The sequence below is a fragment of the Acinetobacter vivianii genome (genome assembly GCF_014635885.1).
Classification (GTDB): domain Bacteria; phylum Pseudomonadota; class Gammaproteobacteria; order Pseudomonadales; family Moraxellaceae; genus Acinetobacter; species Acinetobacter vivianii.
In genome coordinates this window covers 150154-166749 of sequence record NZ_BMDR01000005.1, presented here as the reverse complement: position 1 = coordinate 166749, position 16596 = coordinate 150154, and the positions used below count along the sequence as shown (strand labels likewise).

Here is a 16596-nt window from a genome sequence, read left to right as displayed (position 1 = left end):
TCATCATCCCTGATTATGATTTAAAGCGACGTAATCCAAGTAATCCGAATAATGCAAAGATTGCACCTATCCCAAAACTACCACCACCAACATTTACAGTTTTACTTTGAAAATTATTAGGTGGAGCTTGCACAATTGTGGTTGGGATCGTGATGTAATAATTTGAGACATCATTAAAACGTGTTGTTGTCGTCATCACTCGCATATTAAATTCATCAGACCCATGCCAATTTCCATTTGGTACATAAGTAATATTCCCCTGCTGATCAATCGTCAACTTGCCTTTTGAAGGGGTTTGTCTTTGTTGAATATCTAAACAACCTGGTTGCCAAGGCTGATCATCCGAACGCTTGCCTAGAACTTTCTCGCATGATGTTGGATCAAGTAATTCACCATCTAATAAGCTATCTGCAATACTAAACTTGGCAATTTGCCCATATAAAATATCTTCGCCCGCAATAGGAACTTCAGCACGGTTAATAACTAACTCAATTGCCCCAAGATCACATAACTCATCATAGCCACTTCGTGGTTTGCCACGCTGATCTGAACCTTCACAACTTTTTGCAAAACCAGCTGTTGTTCCATCACTATAAATTCTTCCTTTATTCACAATCAAAGAGTCTGAAAGTTTAGTATAGGACATCAATAAGCGTGGCTTAAAGTAACCTAACATTTGGTCTTTAGGCGTGTAATACGGGCATAAAAGTCCATCTGCAGGTGGTGCAGCACACTCACCCTCATCGTTGGTTCCACCCGCAATGAGCTTATTATTCCCAATGAAGAAGTTTGGGCTTCCAACTGGTGCGTTACGATCACATTCTGCTGTCGTCAAATTACTTTGTATAACTGCTTCATCATTGGCAGAACTGGCGCAGTTATTTGCTTCATTTGCGACAATAATACTATTGGAAATATAAGCACTTGGTTCTGGATCAGGAGCTTTCTCACCCTCTTTTGTAGCAGCAACCACCCTCTTTGGTGCCTGTAAAAATAATCCCGCAGCATTTCTAATAATTGTTACGTTATTCAGCAACATCCCACCACGTATATTCGCTACATAGCCACCTTTATTATGGAAAATTGTACTATTGCGTAGACCTGAGACACGAGAAGCTAACACGCCTGCTGTCGTTTTATCTGTAAAGGCTGTTTGTGAATAGAGTAAAGCACCATTTTCGCCTTGAGTGCCTTCATTATCACGAATCACAGATTGCGTAATTAAATATAATGGCATCTCGCTATAAATAACCGCGCCTTGATCTGCTTTGTTTCCTTGGAGCAGGCTATTACTGATGTTCAATAAACTTGCAGTTGTTTGCTCATTCGTCACCGTACCCGCATTATAGATTGCACCACCTCGAACCGCATTTCCTCCCGTTAAACGGGAATACTGGATACTGAGCGCCTCTCTATTAAAGATCAAACCACCATCAGTTACCTTATAAGCAGAACCTTTTAAATTTAATTCAACAAAAATAACTGGAAGTAAGGTTTCTTCGACACTTTCATCGTTAATGACAAATAAACGATCATTCCCCACCATTTTAATGGTCGCGTTATGCATGCCTTTCTGATTATCATTAAAACTGCCACTAGCCGCCGTCATGATGGCCATGCCCGCTTTAATATGAATTGCTGAATTTAATGTATATTCTTTATCTCTTTGCAAAATGATGGTGCTACTGGAATCTTTATCACCACAGCCCTGATAGCCATTTTCATATTCTTTTTGACTTCTTTTATTTAAAAACTCTACAGCATTTCTTAACGAGCAACCGGTATAATTCTTTTCATCAAGCAACGTCGTGACTTGGATGTCCGCAGAATAAGCGTGCCCCGTCATTATTAAAAACGCGCAGGCAAGCGTCCGTTTGAGCATACCGATCTCCTTTCATATTTTTTCATTTTTTTTAGTTTTACAAACTAGGTGTTTGCAACCACATTCCTTTGTGCGTACTTTGTCATAGCTCTCAAAATTACTCAAGAAATTTTATACTATTGGCGATATTCATCAATCAAAGCGTAAATTTGCTTAAGTGTAGTATTAGAAAGCTTGGTTTTTTCGCCTTTTAGCATTTTTTCAAGTTGGGCTAATGTTTGTAATAATATTGAGGCCTGATGTGGGCCGTTACTTAATAAATAATCGACAATTTGCTGGTCAAAATGAATACCGCGACGAGTCATGACCGATTGAAGTAAGGCTTGACGGTCTATATAAGAACTACCATTCGGGACTTTAACACTAACAGCTTGCGTTAACCTTGACTGAAGATCAGGAAGTTCCAGTTTTAATTCAATAGGTGCAACCCGAGATGAAAAGACGAGTTGGCCTTCATGATTATTCATCAGATGAAAAACGGCTTTTTGCCAATGCGGTACGCCACTGATTGCATCAATATCGTCTAAAGCAACTAAGTCATAAAATTCTAAAGAAGTAATTGCTTCAATGGGCGCATCTAATAATTCGAGTAATGAAACTTTAATCGCAGGGCGGCCTAACTCCAGATAAGAATCACAAATTGCAGAGAGCAAATGACTTTTACCTGTTCCCGCCCCACCATAGACATAAAAACGACTGACCAAACCCGCATGTAATTGTCTGACTGCATCAACCACAGGTCCCCAACCCGGCCCCGAAAAATCACTGATTCGGGCATCGAGTTGTGGTTCTATATCCAGTTGTAGTTGACGCATATATTTAATATGTTCCTCAATTACTTTAAATCATTTGGGTTTGAAGTCTCTGTATCTTGAGAGTTTTTAATTTGAATATCAAGCTCTACTTGATCTGATTCAACATTTATATGCTGAGTTTCACCTTGTACCACGATAACTTCGGTAGTGGAGCCATAGAAGCGGCTTCGTTCATAATTATCGCGTGCATGTTTAAGCAACACCACAATCACGGCAGCAACTGGCAAAGCAATCAACATTCCAAGGAATCCGCCGAGTTGTGCGCCTGCCAATACCGCAAAAACAACCGCCACTGGCGATAAACCAATTTTATCACCCAACAAGAATGGTTGCAGAATATATCCCTCTACCATTTGTCCGATCATGAAGACCACACCAACCAGAAGTAACTGAGTCCAGTCCAGTCCGAATTGGAAAAGCGTTGCAATTACAGCTGCAATAATGCCGACACCAAAACCTAAATAAGGAATAATACTGGCCAGACCAGCAATCATGCCGATGATCAAACCAATTTCCAAACCAATCAGTTGCAACCCAACTGCATAGACAATCCCTAATAAAAGCATCACAAGGAATTGGCCTTTCACGAAAGCGCCCAATACACTGTGACATTCACGCACGATATTTAACGTTGATGCTTCATAAGGACGTGGGATTAGGCGTCTTAAACTCTGCAACATTCTTTCCCAATCCAGTAAGAAATAGAAAGAAATGATTGGAATCAGCACGACAACACCACCAATCTGGATAAAGTTCAGACCAGATTGCGCAACTCTTAATGCCATTGCCTGAATACTATCGGCACTATAGTTGGTTTGAATATAATCCATTAATGCTTTAGAAATCTGTTCAGTATCTATTTCCATTGGTACAACATTAAATGTATGCGATACCCACGGCAAGAAAGTGGCATTCACCCAATGAATGCCCGCAGGGATACTATCCCGTGCATACATGAGCTGTTTCCAGATCAACGGTACCAGGAACCACAACACCATGGTCAAAGTCACCCCAATACCAATAAACACGATACTGATGGCTAACCAACGCGGTAATTTAATTTTGACAAGAACATCCACGAGTGGACTAAACAAGTAGGCAATGAAAAAAGCGCCTACGAACGGAATGACAATGGGCTTTAGCAGATAGAGCACCCAAAGCAATAATGCGAGCCCAGCGAGGATAAAGATACGACGTAGTACCTGATCTTGCATAAAATCTAGCCTTTTTTTGTATATTCGTTATAAATGGAAAAAAATTTAATTAAAGATAGCATTTTCGAGCATAAATAACATAAGAGTTTCGTATATTCAGGTTATAATCTGCCGCCACTGCGGAGACTTCACTATGAGCAACTCAACTTCTACCTCAAACACTGGTTTAAGCTATAAAGATGCGGGCGTCGACATTGAAGCGGGCGACGCATTAGTCGATCGTATCAAATCTGTCGCTAAACGCACCACTCGTCCTGAAGTAATGGGCGGTCTTGGTGGCTTTGGTGCACTATGCAAAATTCCAAAAGGTTATGAAGAACCTGTATTGGTTTCAGGAACAGACGGCGTAGGTACAAAATTACGTCTGGCACTTAACCTCAACCGTCATGACACAATTGGTCAAGACCTTGTGGCAATGTGTGTAAACGATTTGCTCGTTTGTGGCGCTGAACCCCTCTTCTTCCTCGACTACTATGCAACAGGTCATTTAAATGTCGATGTTGCAGCAAATGTAGTCACAGGTATTGGTACAGGTTGTGAACTTGCTGGTTGTGCATTGGTCGGTGGTGAAACTGCTGAAATGCCGGGCATGTACGAAGGCGAAGATTATGATCTTGCCGGTTTTGCTGTAGGTGTAGTTGAACACAGTAAAATTATTGATGGAACAAAAGTGAAGTCTGGTGATGTACTCATCGGTGTAGCATCAAGTGGTGCGCACTCAAATGGTTACTCATTACTACGCAAAATCTTAGATGTTAAAAATGTAGACTTAACTCAAATCGTTGATGGTCGCCCACTTGCAGATGTTGCGATGGAACCGACACGTATTTATGTTAAACCTGTACTCGAACTTTGCAAACAAGTTGATGTGCATGCAATGGCTCACATCACAGGTGGCGGTTTACCAGGTAATTTACCACGTGTTCTTCCAAATGGCGCTCAAGCGGTGATTGATGAATCAAGCTGGGAATGGTCTGAATTATTCCAGTTGTTACAACGTGAAGGTAACGTAGAACACTTTGAAATGTATCGTACATTTAACTGCGGCGTGGGTATGGTGATTGCAGTTGATGCCAACGAAGCTGACAAAGCAATTGACGTATTAAATGCTCAAGGTGAAAAAGCCTGGAAAATTGGTCACATTCAGGAAAATGCTGAATCAGTTGAAGGCGCAGACGAAAAAATTCGCGTGATCTTTGCATAATGAGAATAGCTGTCCTTGTCTCAGGCAACGGTAGCAACTTACAAGCCCTGATAGATGCCCATAACGGTAAACAGCTATCAGGGCAAATCATTGGTGTACTCTCAAACAAAGCTGATGCTTATGCATTACAACGTGCGAAAGATGCCGATATTGCGACCGCTGTTATTTCACATAAAGATTACCCAAATCGCGAAAGCTTCGATGAAGCGATGCACCAGCAGCTATTAGCGTGGCAGGTGGATCTGGTTATTCTTGCTGGTTTTATGCGGATTTTAACACCAGACTTTGTGCTGCAATGGCAAGGCAAAATGTTAAATATCCATCCTTCTCTCCTGCCTTTTTATAAAGGCGTTAATACCCATCAACGGGTATTAAATACAGGAGACCGTTTGCATGGTTGTACCGTTCACTTTGTTACGGCTGAACTGGATGCTGGACAAAGTATTGCGCAATCTGTCATTCAAGTCGGTTTGCACGATACGGTAGAAAGTCTGGCGCAACGTGTGCATAAACTTGAGCATTTTATTTACCCTCAAGTTGCACAATGGTTTTGTACAGGTCAACTGAGCTGGAAAAATGGTCAAGCCTATTTCAACCAGCAGCCTTTACAACGGCCGATTCAGTTTGCTCAACTCTAAAAAACAAAACGCATCCTCGGATGCGTTTTTATTGCTTTAAATCACCAAACTTTTAATTTTATCGACTGTTTCCAGTGGATGTTCTAATGGGAACATATGCCCACCCTCTACAATAGAAAATGGAATCCCTAACTTCTTTTGCGCGACTTGCGGAAATTTCTCTTTTAAAAAAACACTGTCTTGACCCACGATCAAATGTACAGGAACAGGTGGCTTTGGCATCGGTAACCACCACATCGATGGCGTTGTTCTAAATAACTTCACTTCATCCTTTTTGGGAATGGTTAAAGTCACGCCGCCCCGCTGTGGATCAGCTGTTAATGCATGATCAATGTATGCTTGAAAACAATCTGCATCGAAATGTTGATAGAAACCACGCGAACCGAGCAACTCAGCCGCTTGCTCACGTGACTCCCAATGATCACGACGGCGTGCAGATAAACCCGCAGGTGTAATTTTATCCACCAGTTTAGGCTTGAACAGTTTGGCTAAATGGAAAACAAAAGATGCTTTACCAATGATTAGTGGCGGATCAAGCATAATGACTTGGGAAAATAACTCTGGACGGCGATAGGCTGCCATTAAAGTCAACACAGAACCCAATGAATGTCCTAAACCAATCACCTGACGTCCCTGTGCTTGCTGAACAATATTATCAATCACCTGATCGACTAGATGTGTCCAGCCGTGCGTAATTGGATAACGTTTGTCATTGCCAATTTCAGCCACATAAATGATGTCATATTGATCTTTCAACTGATCAAATAGCTTTTGATAAACTTTAGAGGGGACACCATTGGCATGGGCAAAATGAATCAAAGGTTTCATAAGTAGATCTTTATTTGTTCTCACTGATACCTCAATTATCCTGCTCTACATCTGTATTGCAAATCAAAACAAGAACTGCCCAGTTACTTTTACAATAAAAAAGGCTGTGGAAACCACAGCCTAAAGAAGGTCAAAACAGAGCTCTGACCGAAGCATAAGCCTGATATGCTATTGGATTTTAGCATTCTGCTGAGTCTCAAGTTGTGACGCAAGCGAGCTGCTGATCCCTTCACCAATCTTTGCTCCCATACGACCCAAGATTGACTCGAAAGGATTACGCTGAACGGTATAATCTACTTTTTGCTCAACTTTAAGGTCACGCATCAGTGTGGTAATGCTACCGCTACGATCCGCAATACCTAAAGCAATCGCCTGTTCACCTGTCCAGAACAAACCAGAGAAAACTGCTGGATCATTAGACTTCAAACGCTTGCCGCGACCTTCTTTTACCGCATTAATAAAGTGAGTATGTACATTATCCAATACAGATTGCACATGTTGCTTTTGTACAGGATCTAGTGGCTTGGTCATACTCAAGATATCTTTATTGCTACCCGCAGTTAAAGTACGATCTTCAATACCTAATTTTTGTGCCAAGCCGCTTAAACCATAATTTGGCATGATCACACCAATTGAACCCACTAAACTTGATGGATTCACAATGATTTCATCGGCAGCAGAGGCAATGTAATACGCACCTGAAGCGCCCATATCACCAATCACAGCATAGACTTTCTTATCTGGATGCTGTTTTTTCTGATAACGAATTTCTTGCCAGATTTCATCAGACTGTACTGGCGAACCACCAGGAGAGTTAATATTTAAAACAATTGCTTTACTGCCACTTGCATCAAACGCTCGTTTTAAGGCTTTGTTGGTATCTTCACTGTTTACGGTCGATTGACCCGCAGAAGAATCGATTGTACCGACAATATCAATCACAGCCAGATGGTCACTGCTAATACTTGTGGTCGATTTCTCAGTTGAAGTTGAGCAGCCTTTTGTCATTGCAATCAAGACAATTAATAAATAAGCGAAGCCTAAACATTTAAAAAAGATACTCCAACGGCGACTACGACGTTGTTCTTCTACAGACGCAAGAACAGCTTTTTCTAAAATCTGCCATTCTTTGCCCGTAACATTCTCACTATTTGTTGATTCATTTTTTGGTTTTGGTGGCCAATCGGACATAAGATTCCAATCCAATATGTTTTAAAGTGACTTTATTATATACGCTGATTTCAACAAAACTGTTTAAATAACTTGTTTTAACTTATAATTATTTTTTGCATTATACTTTCCTTTGTAATTTTTCTCATACCAAATCCATGACCCAATCCAGAACGATTAGCTCAAATTACCGTTTCATCAAGCTCCTAAGTCGCCAGCCGATTCAATTAGGGCGCTTCTTGGCACGCATGGTTGCTGGACTGGTCAATACCTTCCAGTTGTCTAAACTTTCAAAAATTATCAGTCTAAATATCCAGATTGCATTTCCAGATATGGATCAGCAGCAAAGACAACAGTTAACCAAACAGGCGATTCGGAATGAGCTCACCTCTTATTTTGAGTTTTTAAGTATCTGGGGCGCATCCAATCAAAAGAATATTCAACGTATTCAAAAAATTCATGGTGAACATTACTTTCACGATGCATTATTAGAAAAAAAAGGTCTTGTTCTCGTTATCCCTCATTTTGGAACATGGGAAGTGATGAATTCATGGTTATCGAAATATACCCAAATGACCATTTTATATAAGCCAGTTAAAAATCCCGATGCGGATCAGTTTGTCCGCGATGCGCGTAGCCGTGAACAGGCACATCTTGTCCCAACCGATGAAAGTGGCGTTCGACAAATTTTTAAAGCCTTAAAACAAGGCGGCACGACAGCCATTTTGCCTGATCACACGCCTGATCATGGCGGTGACATGGTGGATTATTTTGGTATTCCCCTAGCTTCCAGCAGTTTAAGCGCCAAGCTGATTCAGAAAACCAAAGCCAAGGCCCTACTTATTTATACCATGCGTAATGATCAAGATGGCTTCGATATGTATATTGAGCCGATCAATCCTCAGATTTATGAAGGTCCTGCCGAAAATGGTACGCGAATCATTCATCAGAGCTTAGAGCAGTTGATTCAACGTTATCCAGAACATTATCACTGGAGCTATAAACGCTTTCGCGCCAATCCTGCGCTCAAGAAAATTTATGATATTGATGAAGCTGAAGCATTGGCTCAAGTGGCCAAAGTCCGTCAGCAGGCTGAATAAACGATTACTTAGGCTATTCTCGTTGTAACCATTTTCTTTGCTGTCGCTGGAGCTTGAGTTCCACCGCTCCATTTTCAAATAAGAAACTTAAGGTCCCTGTATCAGCGGTATTCAGTAAAGGAATATCTAAAGCCTTTAGACGGCTCTGCACTTCCCGACTCGGATGACCATAACGATTATTTAGCCCCGTAGAAGCAATTGCCAGCTTTGGTTTTAAAACGTTTAAAAAATCATAAGCTGAACTATGCTTACTGCCATGATGTCCTAAAACTAAAACATCTACTTTTAAATCAGGATACTGCTGTAGCAGTTTAAATTCTGTTTCCCAGCCGGCATCCCCCATGATAAGAAAGTTTTGATAAGGCTGAGCATTCAGGAACTGTATATACACCACACAAGATTGCTCATTTTTTTGCTGTTTAGCCAAAACCAAGTCCTCGGTTCGCGGTGATAAAATCTCGACCCGAATATTTGGGTAATCCCAACGCTGTCCTTGATGACAAAGTGAGAAATTATCTTGGAATGGGAGAGTTTCTCCGCGTTCATTGGATTGTACTCGTCCTATGGCAAAAGCATTTTGAATCGAAGCAAATGAACCACTATGATCTTGATCAAGATGAGACAAAATAACGTGATCGAGTGTTCGAATGCCCTGCTGCCTTAGATACGGGATAATCACTCGATCACCTAAACTAAATTGAGTCTCGTCATAAGAGCCACCTGTATCAATCATGATGCTTTGCTGAGGATGTTGCAAAAAGATGGCTTGGCCCTGCCCCACGTCCAAAATATTCAAAGAGATCGATTGAGTTTTTACACCGAATACGATGGGCAAAAAACAGATCCCAGCCCAAAGCTTGGGAATACTCCCTCTCGGCATAAACACAATAACTAAACCCAGAATGAAGCTCATCATCATGGCAGGCGTATAACTGACGCCATATAGCGCTGGAGATAGCTGTTGTAGTCCGTCTAATACCCACATCAACAATGTCAGTATTTGATCGTTGAGCCGAAACAAGAATAAACCTAATGCTGGAATGACCAGCCATAGACAAGCCGCGATAATGTCTAAAGGAACAATGACTCCACTCAGCAAGGGAATTGCCACCAAGTTACTCAACGGCACGATCCACGAAATTTGCTGGAAGAAAATCACGACCAATGGCAGCAAGGCAATAAAGATTTTCCATTGAGAATCAACCAAGATCTTAATCGCTAGAATCCCTTTTTGCAGGGTGGTTTTCAGTTGATCATAGGGAATTTGTTCTATCGTTTGATAGATTCGTAACAGAATAAAACATGCCCCATAAGACAACCAGAATGCGGCCGATAAAATACTAAATGGATCATACAGCAGTAATAAACTGGCACTGTAAACCAATAATGCTAAAGGCTGTATCGGCAGTCGGAAGATCACAAAAAGACTGGCAATCACCACCGTTAACAAGGTTCTAAGGGCTGGAATCTCAAAACCGACAAATGCCACATACAGTACAACACTGGTGGCAAAAGGAAAAAGCAACAAAATCTGTTTTGGTTTCCATAAATATAACTTTGGACAATAACGCTGAATAACTCGCTTGAGTAACCAAGTCAACATTAAGGCAAAAATTAGTACATGAGGCCCTGAAATTGCCAATAGATGTGAAATCCCCAGCAACTGGAATTGCTGTTTCATCGCATTCGACAATAAGCTTTCATCGCCCGTCAGTAAGGCTAACAGCAAACCTTGATGCTGGAATGAAGTCGTTTGCAACATGTGACGGAAAGCCAGTCGCATACTTTCAACCTTTAACAGCAACTTGGCTTTGAGCGTTTGTTGTTGCTTGAGATGCTGCTGATAGCCCAGACGATAGATGTCTTCGTGGCTTAAAGGCTGAATCTGTCTGACCGAAAATGCAGACAAAATATCCTGCTGTAAAAACCATTTTTCCTGATCAAATGCTCCAGCAACCGCATAACTATGAGCAGGCCGAATATTTCCCTCAATACGATAATAATGCCCAAGCTCTAAGGTAGGTTGCTGATTCGCCTGTTGTTTGGCGTTATTCAGATAGAGCAACCAATCAACGGGCTGGGTATGACGATTAAGTACTTCTGCAATCTGCTTTTGCCCATTGTCTGTTAATTCATCTATTTTTTTAATATAGACAATGGCTTCAAATGGCTGAGCTTGAGTCTCACGTAAAGTTAAACGTTGTTGCAAGGCCAAATCAGCATAATGAAAGCCTGTACAGAACAATGCCCAGGTACAGCTCATTAAAAGCAGTGCTTTATACACAGGCTGATGAAAAAAGCGCTGCTTATTAGATAGCCCTACTCCCCATATTACACTCGCCAAAGCCAGCCATATCCACCAGGTTTGACCGATAAAAGTGAAATGCTGCCCCATCAAAGCAATACCAGCAATCCAGCCGAACAAAATAATCTTCAACATTTCTTAAAATTAGATTTAGTTTTTCTAAAGACAAAATTAAAGCCCGTTTTCAGGGCTTTAACAAGAGGTCTAATTCAATATTTATAGACTATTCATAACGTAAGGCTTCAGCAGGTTGAACTTTTGCTGCGCGTAAAGCGGGATAAATAGTTGCAAGTAAACTTAAGAGTAATGAGACGCTTACAACAAGTAGTACATCTTGCCAGCGTAAATATGAAGGCAGGTAATGTACAAAATACGCATCTAATAAATTTAAGCCAAAGGTCGTATTCACCCAAGATACGATATTACCAATGCTTAACGATAAAATAATGCCTAAAACGGTCCCTAACCCAGTTCCAATCACACCAATAATCGTACCCTGCACCATAAAGATTTGAGTAATCAATAAAGGCGACGCACCTAAAGTACGTAAGATTGCGATATCTGATTTTTTATCAGTCACCAACATCATGAGGGATGAAATGATATTAAAGGTTGCAACGATAATAATCAGTAGAAGTAGTAACCCCACCATGTTTTTTGCCATTTGAATGGCGCTAAATAAATTACCTTGCGTATAGGTCCAATTCGAAGCATAAAAATTACTTGGCAATTTTTTGATAATGCTCTCAGAAATCTCTGGCGCAGCAAAAATGTCATCCAGCTTTAAGCGAATGCCTTGAGCACCATCAGGTAAGCGCAATAGCGTTGATGCATCATTTAATGCCACATAACCCACCATCGAATCAACCTGAGTTCCGATTTTAAAGATCCCCACCACTTCGAAGCGTTTAAATCGAGGCACAACACCTGCTGAGGAGTTGGTCGCTTCAGGCAAAACAAGGGTCACAGGATCATTGAGCTTCAATCCTAAACTGTCTGCTAAATCTTGCCCTAAGACAATTCCATATTTTCCTTTCTTCAGCGCATCCAGACTACCTGCTTTCATATAATTATGAACAATCGAGACCTGTTTTTCGTACTCGGGCTCAATTCCTGAGATCATGATCCCAGTCACTTCGCCATGCGCAGTTAACATCCCCTGTAACTGGGTATACGGCGCAACAGCAACAACATGGGGCTGTTTAGCAATATCTTTCGCCAAGTCTTCCCAGTTGGTCATAATTTGAGTGGATGCAATGGTCGCTTGAGGCACGATTCCCAAAATACGGTTTTTCAATTCTCGATCAAAACCATTGATTACGGACAATACCGTAATCAGCACAGCAACACCCAAAGTTAAACCAATCATTGTCATCAAGGAAATGAATGACACCAGACGGCTTTTTTTTCTAGCCTGTGTATATTTCAGTCCAATATAAAATGAAATGGGTTTAAACATGCTCACCCACCCATATACCATCTTGCATATGTAAAATTGAATCCGCCGACTGCGCCAATTGCTCATCATGAGTCACGATCAGCATTGCCATATTGAGCTCTTTTTTCAGATCCGTAAGCAATTCAAAAATGCTAAGCGCTGTTTTACGGTCAAGGTTTCCAGTTGGTTCATCTGCCAACACCACCGCAGGTTTGGTCACCAAAGCACGCGCCAAAGCCACACGTTGGCGTTCACCACCAGATAACTCACCCGGTTTATGATCCATACGATGAGATAGACCCACACGGTCCAGCAGATATTCTGCCTGCTTTTTCACGTCCTTAAAGTTGCTTTCTTTACGCAACATTAACGGCATCGCAACATTTTCCAAGGCAGTAAATTCTGGCAATAAATGATGGAACTGATAAACGAAACCTAGATATTGATTACGCTTATAACCACGCTCTGCCTCACCTAAATTATCAAAGCGCTGACCTTGTAAGAAGACTTCTCCTTGCGAAGGTTGCTCCAAGCCACCTAACACATGCAACAAGGTACTTTTACCTGAACCACTTGAACCGACAATAGAAACGAACTCGCCCGCATTGACTTGAAGCGATAAGCCTTTGATTACTTCAACTTTACTTTTGCCATCATCGAAATGCTTAAAGATATTTTTTGATTCTAGAACGATCTTACTCATAACGTAATGCCTCAGCTGGTTGCGTTTTCGCTGCACGGATAGCAGGGTAAATTGTTGCTAAAAAACTGATAGATAAAGATGCTGTCACAACAATCAGTACATCTTGCCAGCGTAAATAAGAAGGTAAATAGCCAATCACATAGCCACTAAATAAATTCAGCCCAAAGGTATGATTTAACCAGCCCACCAAATCACTGATGGTTAATGCAAAAGCACTGCCTAAAATAACTCCTGCTACTGTACCTACGACTCCAATAATGGTGCCTTGCACAATAAAAACAGAGGTAATAAATTTTGGAGAAGCACCTAAAGTACGCAGAATCGCAATATCCGCCTTTTTATCAGTGACCACCATCACCAATGACGAAACGATATTAAACGCAGCCACCACAATAATCAGAAATAACAGCAAACCGACCAGATTCTTTTCCATTCTCACCGCACCAAATAGACTTCCGTGCGTTTCCTTCCAGCTTGTCGCATAAAAATTGTCAGGCAATTGTTTAACAATCTGCTCAACGACACTCGGCGCAGTAAAAATATCATCTACTTTAAGACGTACACCTTGCGCACCATCGGGTAAACGCAACAAGGTCGAAGCATCATTCAAGGCAATATAACCCACTGTTGAATCCACTTCCGCACCGACACTAAAAATCCCGACGATTTTAAAGCGTTTAAAACGTGGTACCACACCTGCTGGAGAAGGTGTCGCTTCGGGCAGCACCAAGGTAACGTTATCATTTAGGCTGAGACCCAATGCATCAGTCATGTCCTTACCGAGGACAATCCCAAACTCCCCTTTTTTTAATGCATTTAAATCACCTGCAACCATATGGTTCTGGATAATCGAAACCTTCTTTTCATATTTTGGTTCAATTCCCGTCACCATAATGCCTGCGACTTGACCTTGCCCCGTCAACATCCCTTGCAATTGAGTAAAAGGTGCAGCACCAGTGACATGCGGGTGATCCTCAACTTTTTTTACAAGCTCAGGCCAATCTGTTAGAATTTGAGTAGAAGAAACAGTGGCTTGTGGAACCATTCCAAGGACACGATTTTTTAATTCACGATCGAAACCATTCATGACAGATAACACTGTAATGAGGACGGCAACACCAAGCGTCAAGCCGATCATGGAAACTAAAGCGACAAAAGAAATAAAATGATTACTCCGCTGAGCACGAGTGTATCTCAACCCTATATACAGCGAAATTGGCTTAAACATACCATCTAGTCCGAGGTGATTTATTATGGAAAATTCACAACATCATCTTGTTGACGACAACACTGAACGTCGTGTGATGTCTCGTATTGATGCCGTGTTGAGAATCAACTATCAAATCATTCCCGATGATGTGGCGCTGAATGATCCTTATGATTCCCATTTCGTATTGCCACGCTATTTTCTACTACTTGCAGAGTTAGATCAATTTGATCATGCGTTTCGCTACGAATTAGAACAATTAAATGAAAAAGATCAACAAATTGCTCGCATCTTATCCCTTTTTAACCAGAAATTAAACCTGATTACGGGCTCTTATTACGACAATATCGTGCAATCTTTACTGCCCGTCCCTGAGCAAGTCAATGTTTCTGAAAATGGATTAAGTTTCTTTAGTTCTCAAGATATTAATGAAGGCACGTATATCCATATTACCTTGAGCCATCCTGAAAATTTCTTCCATATTGCTGCAATTGCTCAAGTGGTACATAGCACCGCGGAGGAACAAGGAAAATTCCGTATCGGTGCCTACTTCATTACCTTAAATCCGCAAGATCGTGCCAAATTAGCAGCCAGTATTCGGCAGGCCCAACAAACCGAAACTAGCTGATTGCATCGTTTAAGATTTTAAACGGCGATATGCTCTTAAATCCCTAAAGAAGTACAGCAGTAAACCAAACAGGATAATGCTCGCTCCCACAAATACCTGAGCCGATATCTGTTCATGGTTCAGGTAAGCCCCGATCAGTATCGCCAGCATTGGTGTCATTACAGTAGTCAATGACAATGTTGTCGCTTGTAAGTTCTGCACCAGTTTAAAATAACAGAACATCGCAATTAACGATGCCATCACGATGGTATAGGTCAGGGCAAATAAAGATTTGGCTGAAGGAAAATGCGTTGGTGCATATTGCCAGATCCACGGTATTAACAAAGTCGCCAACAAAGTGGAGACCAAAATTGAACCTGTCGCCTGTGCCATGACAGGTAAATCCGCATTAATCTTTTTCACGAGAAAAATGGACAATGAATAAGAAAAAACACTGATCAGCATTAAAATAATACCAATCGGCTGGACATGCTGCTGACTACCACTCAAGCAGATCATCGCCAAACCAATAATGGATGTTCCCATTCCGAGCCACTGCAAACCTGCCAGCTTCTGCTGAAAACCAAAACGACCAATCAGGCCAGCCATAATCGGTGCCAAACCAAACATCAAGGCGATCAAGCCAGAGCTCAGATAAGCTGTAGCTGCATAAGTAAAGATTTGCGAGCCAATCAGACTGAGCGAACCCGCGGCATAACTCAATAATGCAATTTTATGAATAGGGAATTTAACCTTTAACAGCAATAACACCGTCACAGCCAGCGGTAAGGCAATAAAAAAGCGGATTACCAGAGCCCACATCGGGTGTAAATCCGAAACACTCCACACAATTGCAAGCGGTGTCGTTGCCCAGATAAAGACCAGCAGTCCATAAGTGAGCATGAGGTTAATACGTGATGGCATATTCAACTCAAGAAGCTGTTTTACGTTTCTGTTTTAAAATAGTCTGATCCAATGAACTGGAAAATTCACGTTTATCACGTTCTGAAATTGGCGGTGGCCCACCAGTTTGCACCCCAGCCCCACGTAACGTATCCATAAAATCACGCAAGTGTAGGCGTGCTTTCACATTGGCTGTGGTATAGATTTCACCGCGTGGATGGATGGCAATACCACCCTTTTCAATCACTTGAGCCGCCAATGGAATATCTTGTGTAATGACAATGTCATTTTCTTGCATACGATCCACAATCTCTTGGTCAGCCTGATCTGCCCCACTCATCACCTGAATGGACTTAATCCGCATGGAAGGTGTGATACCGACATTCTGGTTGGCAACAAAGGTTACTTCGAGTTGGTAACGATCCGATGCGCGTAAAATCACTTCACGTAAAATTTTAGGTAAAGCATCAGCATCTACCCATAATTTAAATGGCAGCACGTTGACGAAAGCTCTTGAGAAGAAAAAGCTAGTGTAGCAGATTACGGGAAAAGTAGAGTTAACATCCTTGCAGCAATCCCATC

The 16596-nt window shown here is 41.5% G+C and carries 15 protein-coding genes; 4 read left to right on the top strand and 11 right to left on the bottom strand.

Annotated elements, in window-relative coordinates:
- Window positions 1-13: 13 nt before the first annotated feature.
- The 3 genes from rbtA to cxpE all read right to left on the bottom strand — a co-directional run bounded on the left by rbtA (window position 14) and on the right by cxpE (window position 3911).
- Window positions 14-1882 (bottom strand): rhombotarget A, encoded by a 1869-nt coding sequence (gene rbtA / locus IEV36_RS11780; RefSeq protein ID WP_005256751.1) that lies wholly within the window; start codon window positions 1880-1882, stop codon window positions 14-16.
- Window positions 1883-1998: 116 nt separating this feature from the next.
- Window positions 1999-2697 carry a DnaA regulatory inactivator Hda gene (locus tag IEV36_RS11775; protein WP_004771428.1) on the bottom strand — a complete coding sequence of 233 codons (699 nt, stop codon included), beginning with the start codon at window positions 2695-2697 and terminating at the stop codon, window positions 1999-2001.
- A 20-nt stretch (window positions 2698-2717) separates the two neighbouring features.
- Window positions 2718-3911 carry a chloramphenicol efflux transporter CxpE gene (gene cxpE / locus IEV36_RS11770; RefSeq protein ID WP_005256750.1) on the bottom strand — a complete coding sequence of 398 codons (1194 nt, stop codon included), beginning with the start codon at window positions 3909-3911 and terminating at the stop codon, window positions 2718-2720.
- Between the two features lie 133 nt (window positions 3912-4044).
- On the opposite strand from cxpE, the gene purM reads away from it, so the two are divergent.
- Both purM and purN read left to right on the top strand, forming a co-directional pair.
- The gene (gene purM, locus IEV36_RS11765) at window positions 4045-5115 is read left to right on the top strand and encodes a phosphoribosylformylglycinamidine cyclo-ligase (RefSeq protein WP_005256748.1); all 1071 of its coding nucleotides are present in this window, start codon (window positions 4045-4047) and stop codon (window positions 5113-5115) included.
- Window positions 5112-5753, top strand: coding sequence for a phosphoribosylglycinamide formyltransferase (purN, locus tag IEV36_RS11760; protein ID WP_171068015.1), 642 nt, complete (start codon window positions 5112-5114; stop codon window positions 5751-5753). Before purM ends, purN begins: the two co-directional genes overlap by 4 nt.
- Window positions 5754-5789: 36 nt before the next feature.
- Here the strand turns inward: purN and IEV36_RS11755 are convergent, their stop codons facing one another.
- Entirely contained in the window at window positions 5790-6581 is a 792-nt protein-coding gene (locus tag IEV36_RS11755) for an alpha/beta fold hydrolase (RefSeq protein WP_032863856.1), read from the bottom strand.
- Between the two features lie 168 nt (window positions 6582-6749).
- A complete protein-coding gene (sppA, locus tag IEV36_RS11750) occupies window positions 6750-7772 on the bottom strand; it encodes a signal peptide peptidase SppA (protein ID WP_005256743.1) in 1023 nt (340 codons plus the stop codon).
- Between the two features lie 95 nt (window positions 7773-7867).
- Between sppA and IEV36_RS11745 the strand changes: the two genes are divergently transcribed.
- Window positions 7868-8851: a lysophospholipid acyltransferase family protein gene (locus tag IEV36_RS11745; RefSeq protein ID WP_227591689.1), complete on the top strand. Its 984-nt coding sequence runs from the start codon at window positions 7868-7870 to the stop codon at window positions 8849-8851.
- Between the two features lie 13 nt (window positions 8852-8864).
- Here the strand turns inward: IEV36_RS11745 and IEV36_RS11740 are convergent, their stop codons facing one another.
- From IEV36_RS11740 to IEV36_RS11725, 4 genes are all read right to left on the bottom strand, one after another.
- On the bottom strand, window positions 8865-11291 hold the full coding sequence (locus tag IEV36_RS11740) for a DNA internalization-related competence protein ComEC/Rec2 (protein WP_005256739.1): 2427 nt from the start codon (window positions 11289-11291) through the stop codon (window positions 8865-8867).
- Window positions 11292-11379: 88 nt separating this feature from the next.
- Window positions 11380-12615, bottom strand: a complete 1236-nt coding sequence (locus IEV36_RS11735) for a lipoprotein-releasing ABC transporter permease subunit (protein ID WP_004771417.1) — start codon at window positions 12613-12615, stop codon at window positions 11380-11382.
- A complete protein-coding gene (lolD, locus tag IEV36_RS11730) occupies window positions 12608-13297 on the bottom strand; it encodes a lipoprotein-releasing ABC transporter ATP-binding protein LolD (RefSeq protein WP_005256738.1) in 690 nt (229 codons plus the stop codon). The genes IEV36_RS11735 and lolD overlap by 8 nt, the downstream gene beginning before the upstream one ends.
- Window positions 13290-14525, bottom strand: coding sequence for a lipoprotein-releasing ABC transporter permease subunit (locus IEV36_RS11725; RefSeq protein ID WP_005256736.1), 1236 nt, complete (start codon window positions 14523-14525; stop codon window positions 13290-13292). The genes lolD and IEV36_RS11725 overlap by 8 nt, the downstream gene beginning before the upstream one ends.
- 25 nt (window positions 14526-14550) lie before the next feature.
- On the opposite strand from IEV36_RS11725, the gene IEV36_RS11720 reads away from it, so the two are divergent.
- Entirely contained in the window at window positions 14551-15132 is a 582-nt protein-coding gene (locus IEV36_RS11720; RefSeq protein WP_004771412.1) for a PilZ domain-containing protein, read from the top strand.
- A 9-nt stretch (window positions 15133-15141) separates the two neighbouring features.
- On the opposite strand, the gene IEV36_RS11715 is transcribed toward IEV36_RS11720, so the two are convergent.
- The gene (locus tag IEV36_RS11715; protein ID WP_004771411.1) at window positions 15142-16035 is read right to left on the bottom strand and encodes a DMT family transporter; all 894 of its coding nucleotides are present in this window, start codon (window positions 16033-16035) and stop codon (window positions 15142-15144) included.
- Window positions 16036-16042: 7 nt separating this feature from the next.
- Window positions 16043-16513: a YaiI/YqxD family protein gene (locus IEV36_RS11710; protein WP_005256734.1), complete on the bottom strand. Its 471-nt coding sequence runs from the start codon at window positions 16511-16513 to the stop codon at window positions 16043-16045.
- Window positions 16514-16596: the final 83 nt, after the last annotated feature.

Coding starts and splice junctions, on each gene's coding strand:
- rbtA (WP_005256751.1), bottom strand. CDS start 1,882: ATGCTCAAACGGACGCTTGCCTGCGCGTTTTTAATAATGACGGGGCAC.
- IEV36_RS11775 (WP_004771428.1), bottom strand. CDS start 2,697: ATGCGTCAACTACAACTGGATATAGAACCACAACTCGATGCCCGAATC.
- cxpE (WP_005256750.1), bottom strand. CDS start 3,911: ATGCAAGATCAGGTACTACGTCGTATCTTTATCCTCGCTGGGCTCGCA.
- purM (WP_005256748.1), top strand. CDS start 4,045: ATGAGCAACTCAACTTCTACCTCAAACACTGGTTTAAGCTATAAAGAT.
- IEV36_RS11755 (WP_032863856.1), bottom strand. CDS start 6,581: ATGAAACCTTTGATTCATTTTGCCCATGCCAATGGTGTCCCCTCTAAA.
- sppA (WP_005256743.1), bottom strand. CDS start 7,772: ATGTCCGATTGGCCACCAAAACCAAAAAATGAATCAACAAATAGTGAG.
- IEV36_RS11740 (WP_005256739.1), bottom strand. CDS start 11,291: ATGTTGAAGATTATTTTGTTCGGCTGGATTGCTGGTATTGCTTTGATG.
- IEV36_RS11735 (WP_004771417.1), bottom strand. CDS start 12,615: ATGTTTAAACCCATTTCATTTTATATTGGACTGAAATATACACAGGCT.
- lolD (WP_005256738.1), bottom strand. CDS start 13,297: ATGAGTAAGATCGTTCTAGAATCAAAAAATATCTTTAAGCATTTCGAT.
- IEV36_RS11725 (WP_005256736.1), bottom strand. CDS start 14,525: ATGTTTAAGCCAATTTCGCTGTATATAGGGTTGAGATACACTCGTGCT.
- IEV36_RS11720 (WP_004771412.1), top strand. CDS start 14,551: ATGGAAAATTCACAACATCATCTTGTTGACGACAACACTGAACGTCGT.
- IEV36_RS11715 (WP_004771411.1), bottom strand. CDS start 16,035: ATGCCATCACGTATTAACCTCATGCTCACTTATGGACTGCTGGTCTTT.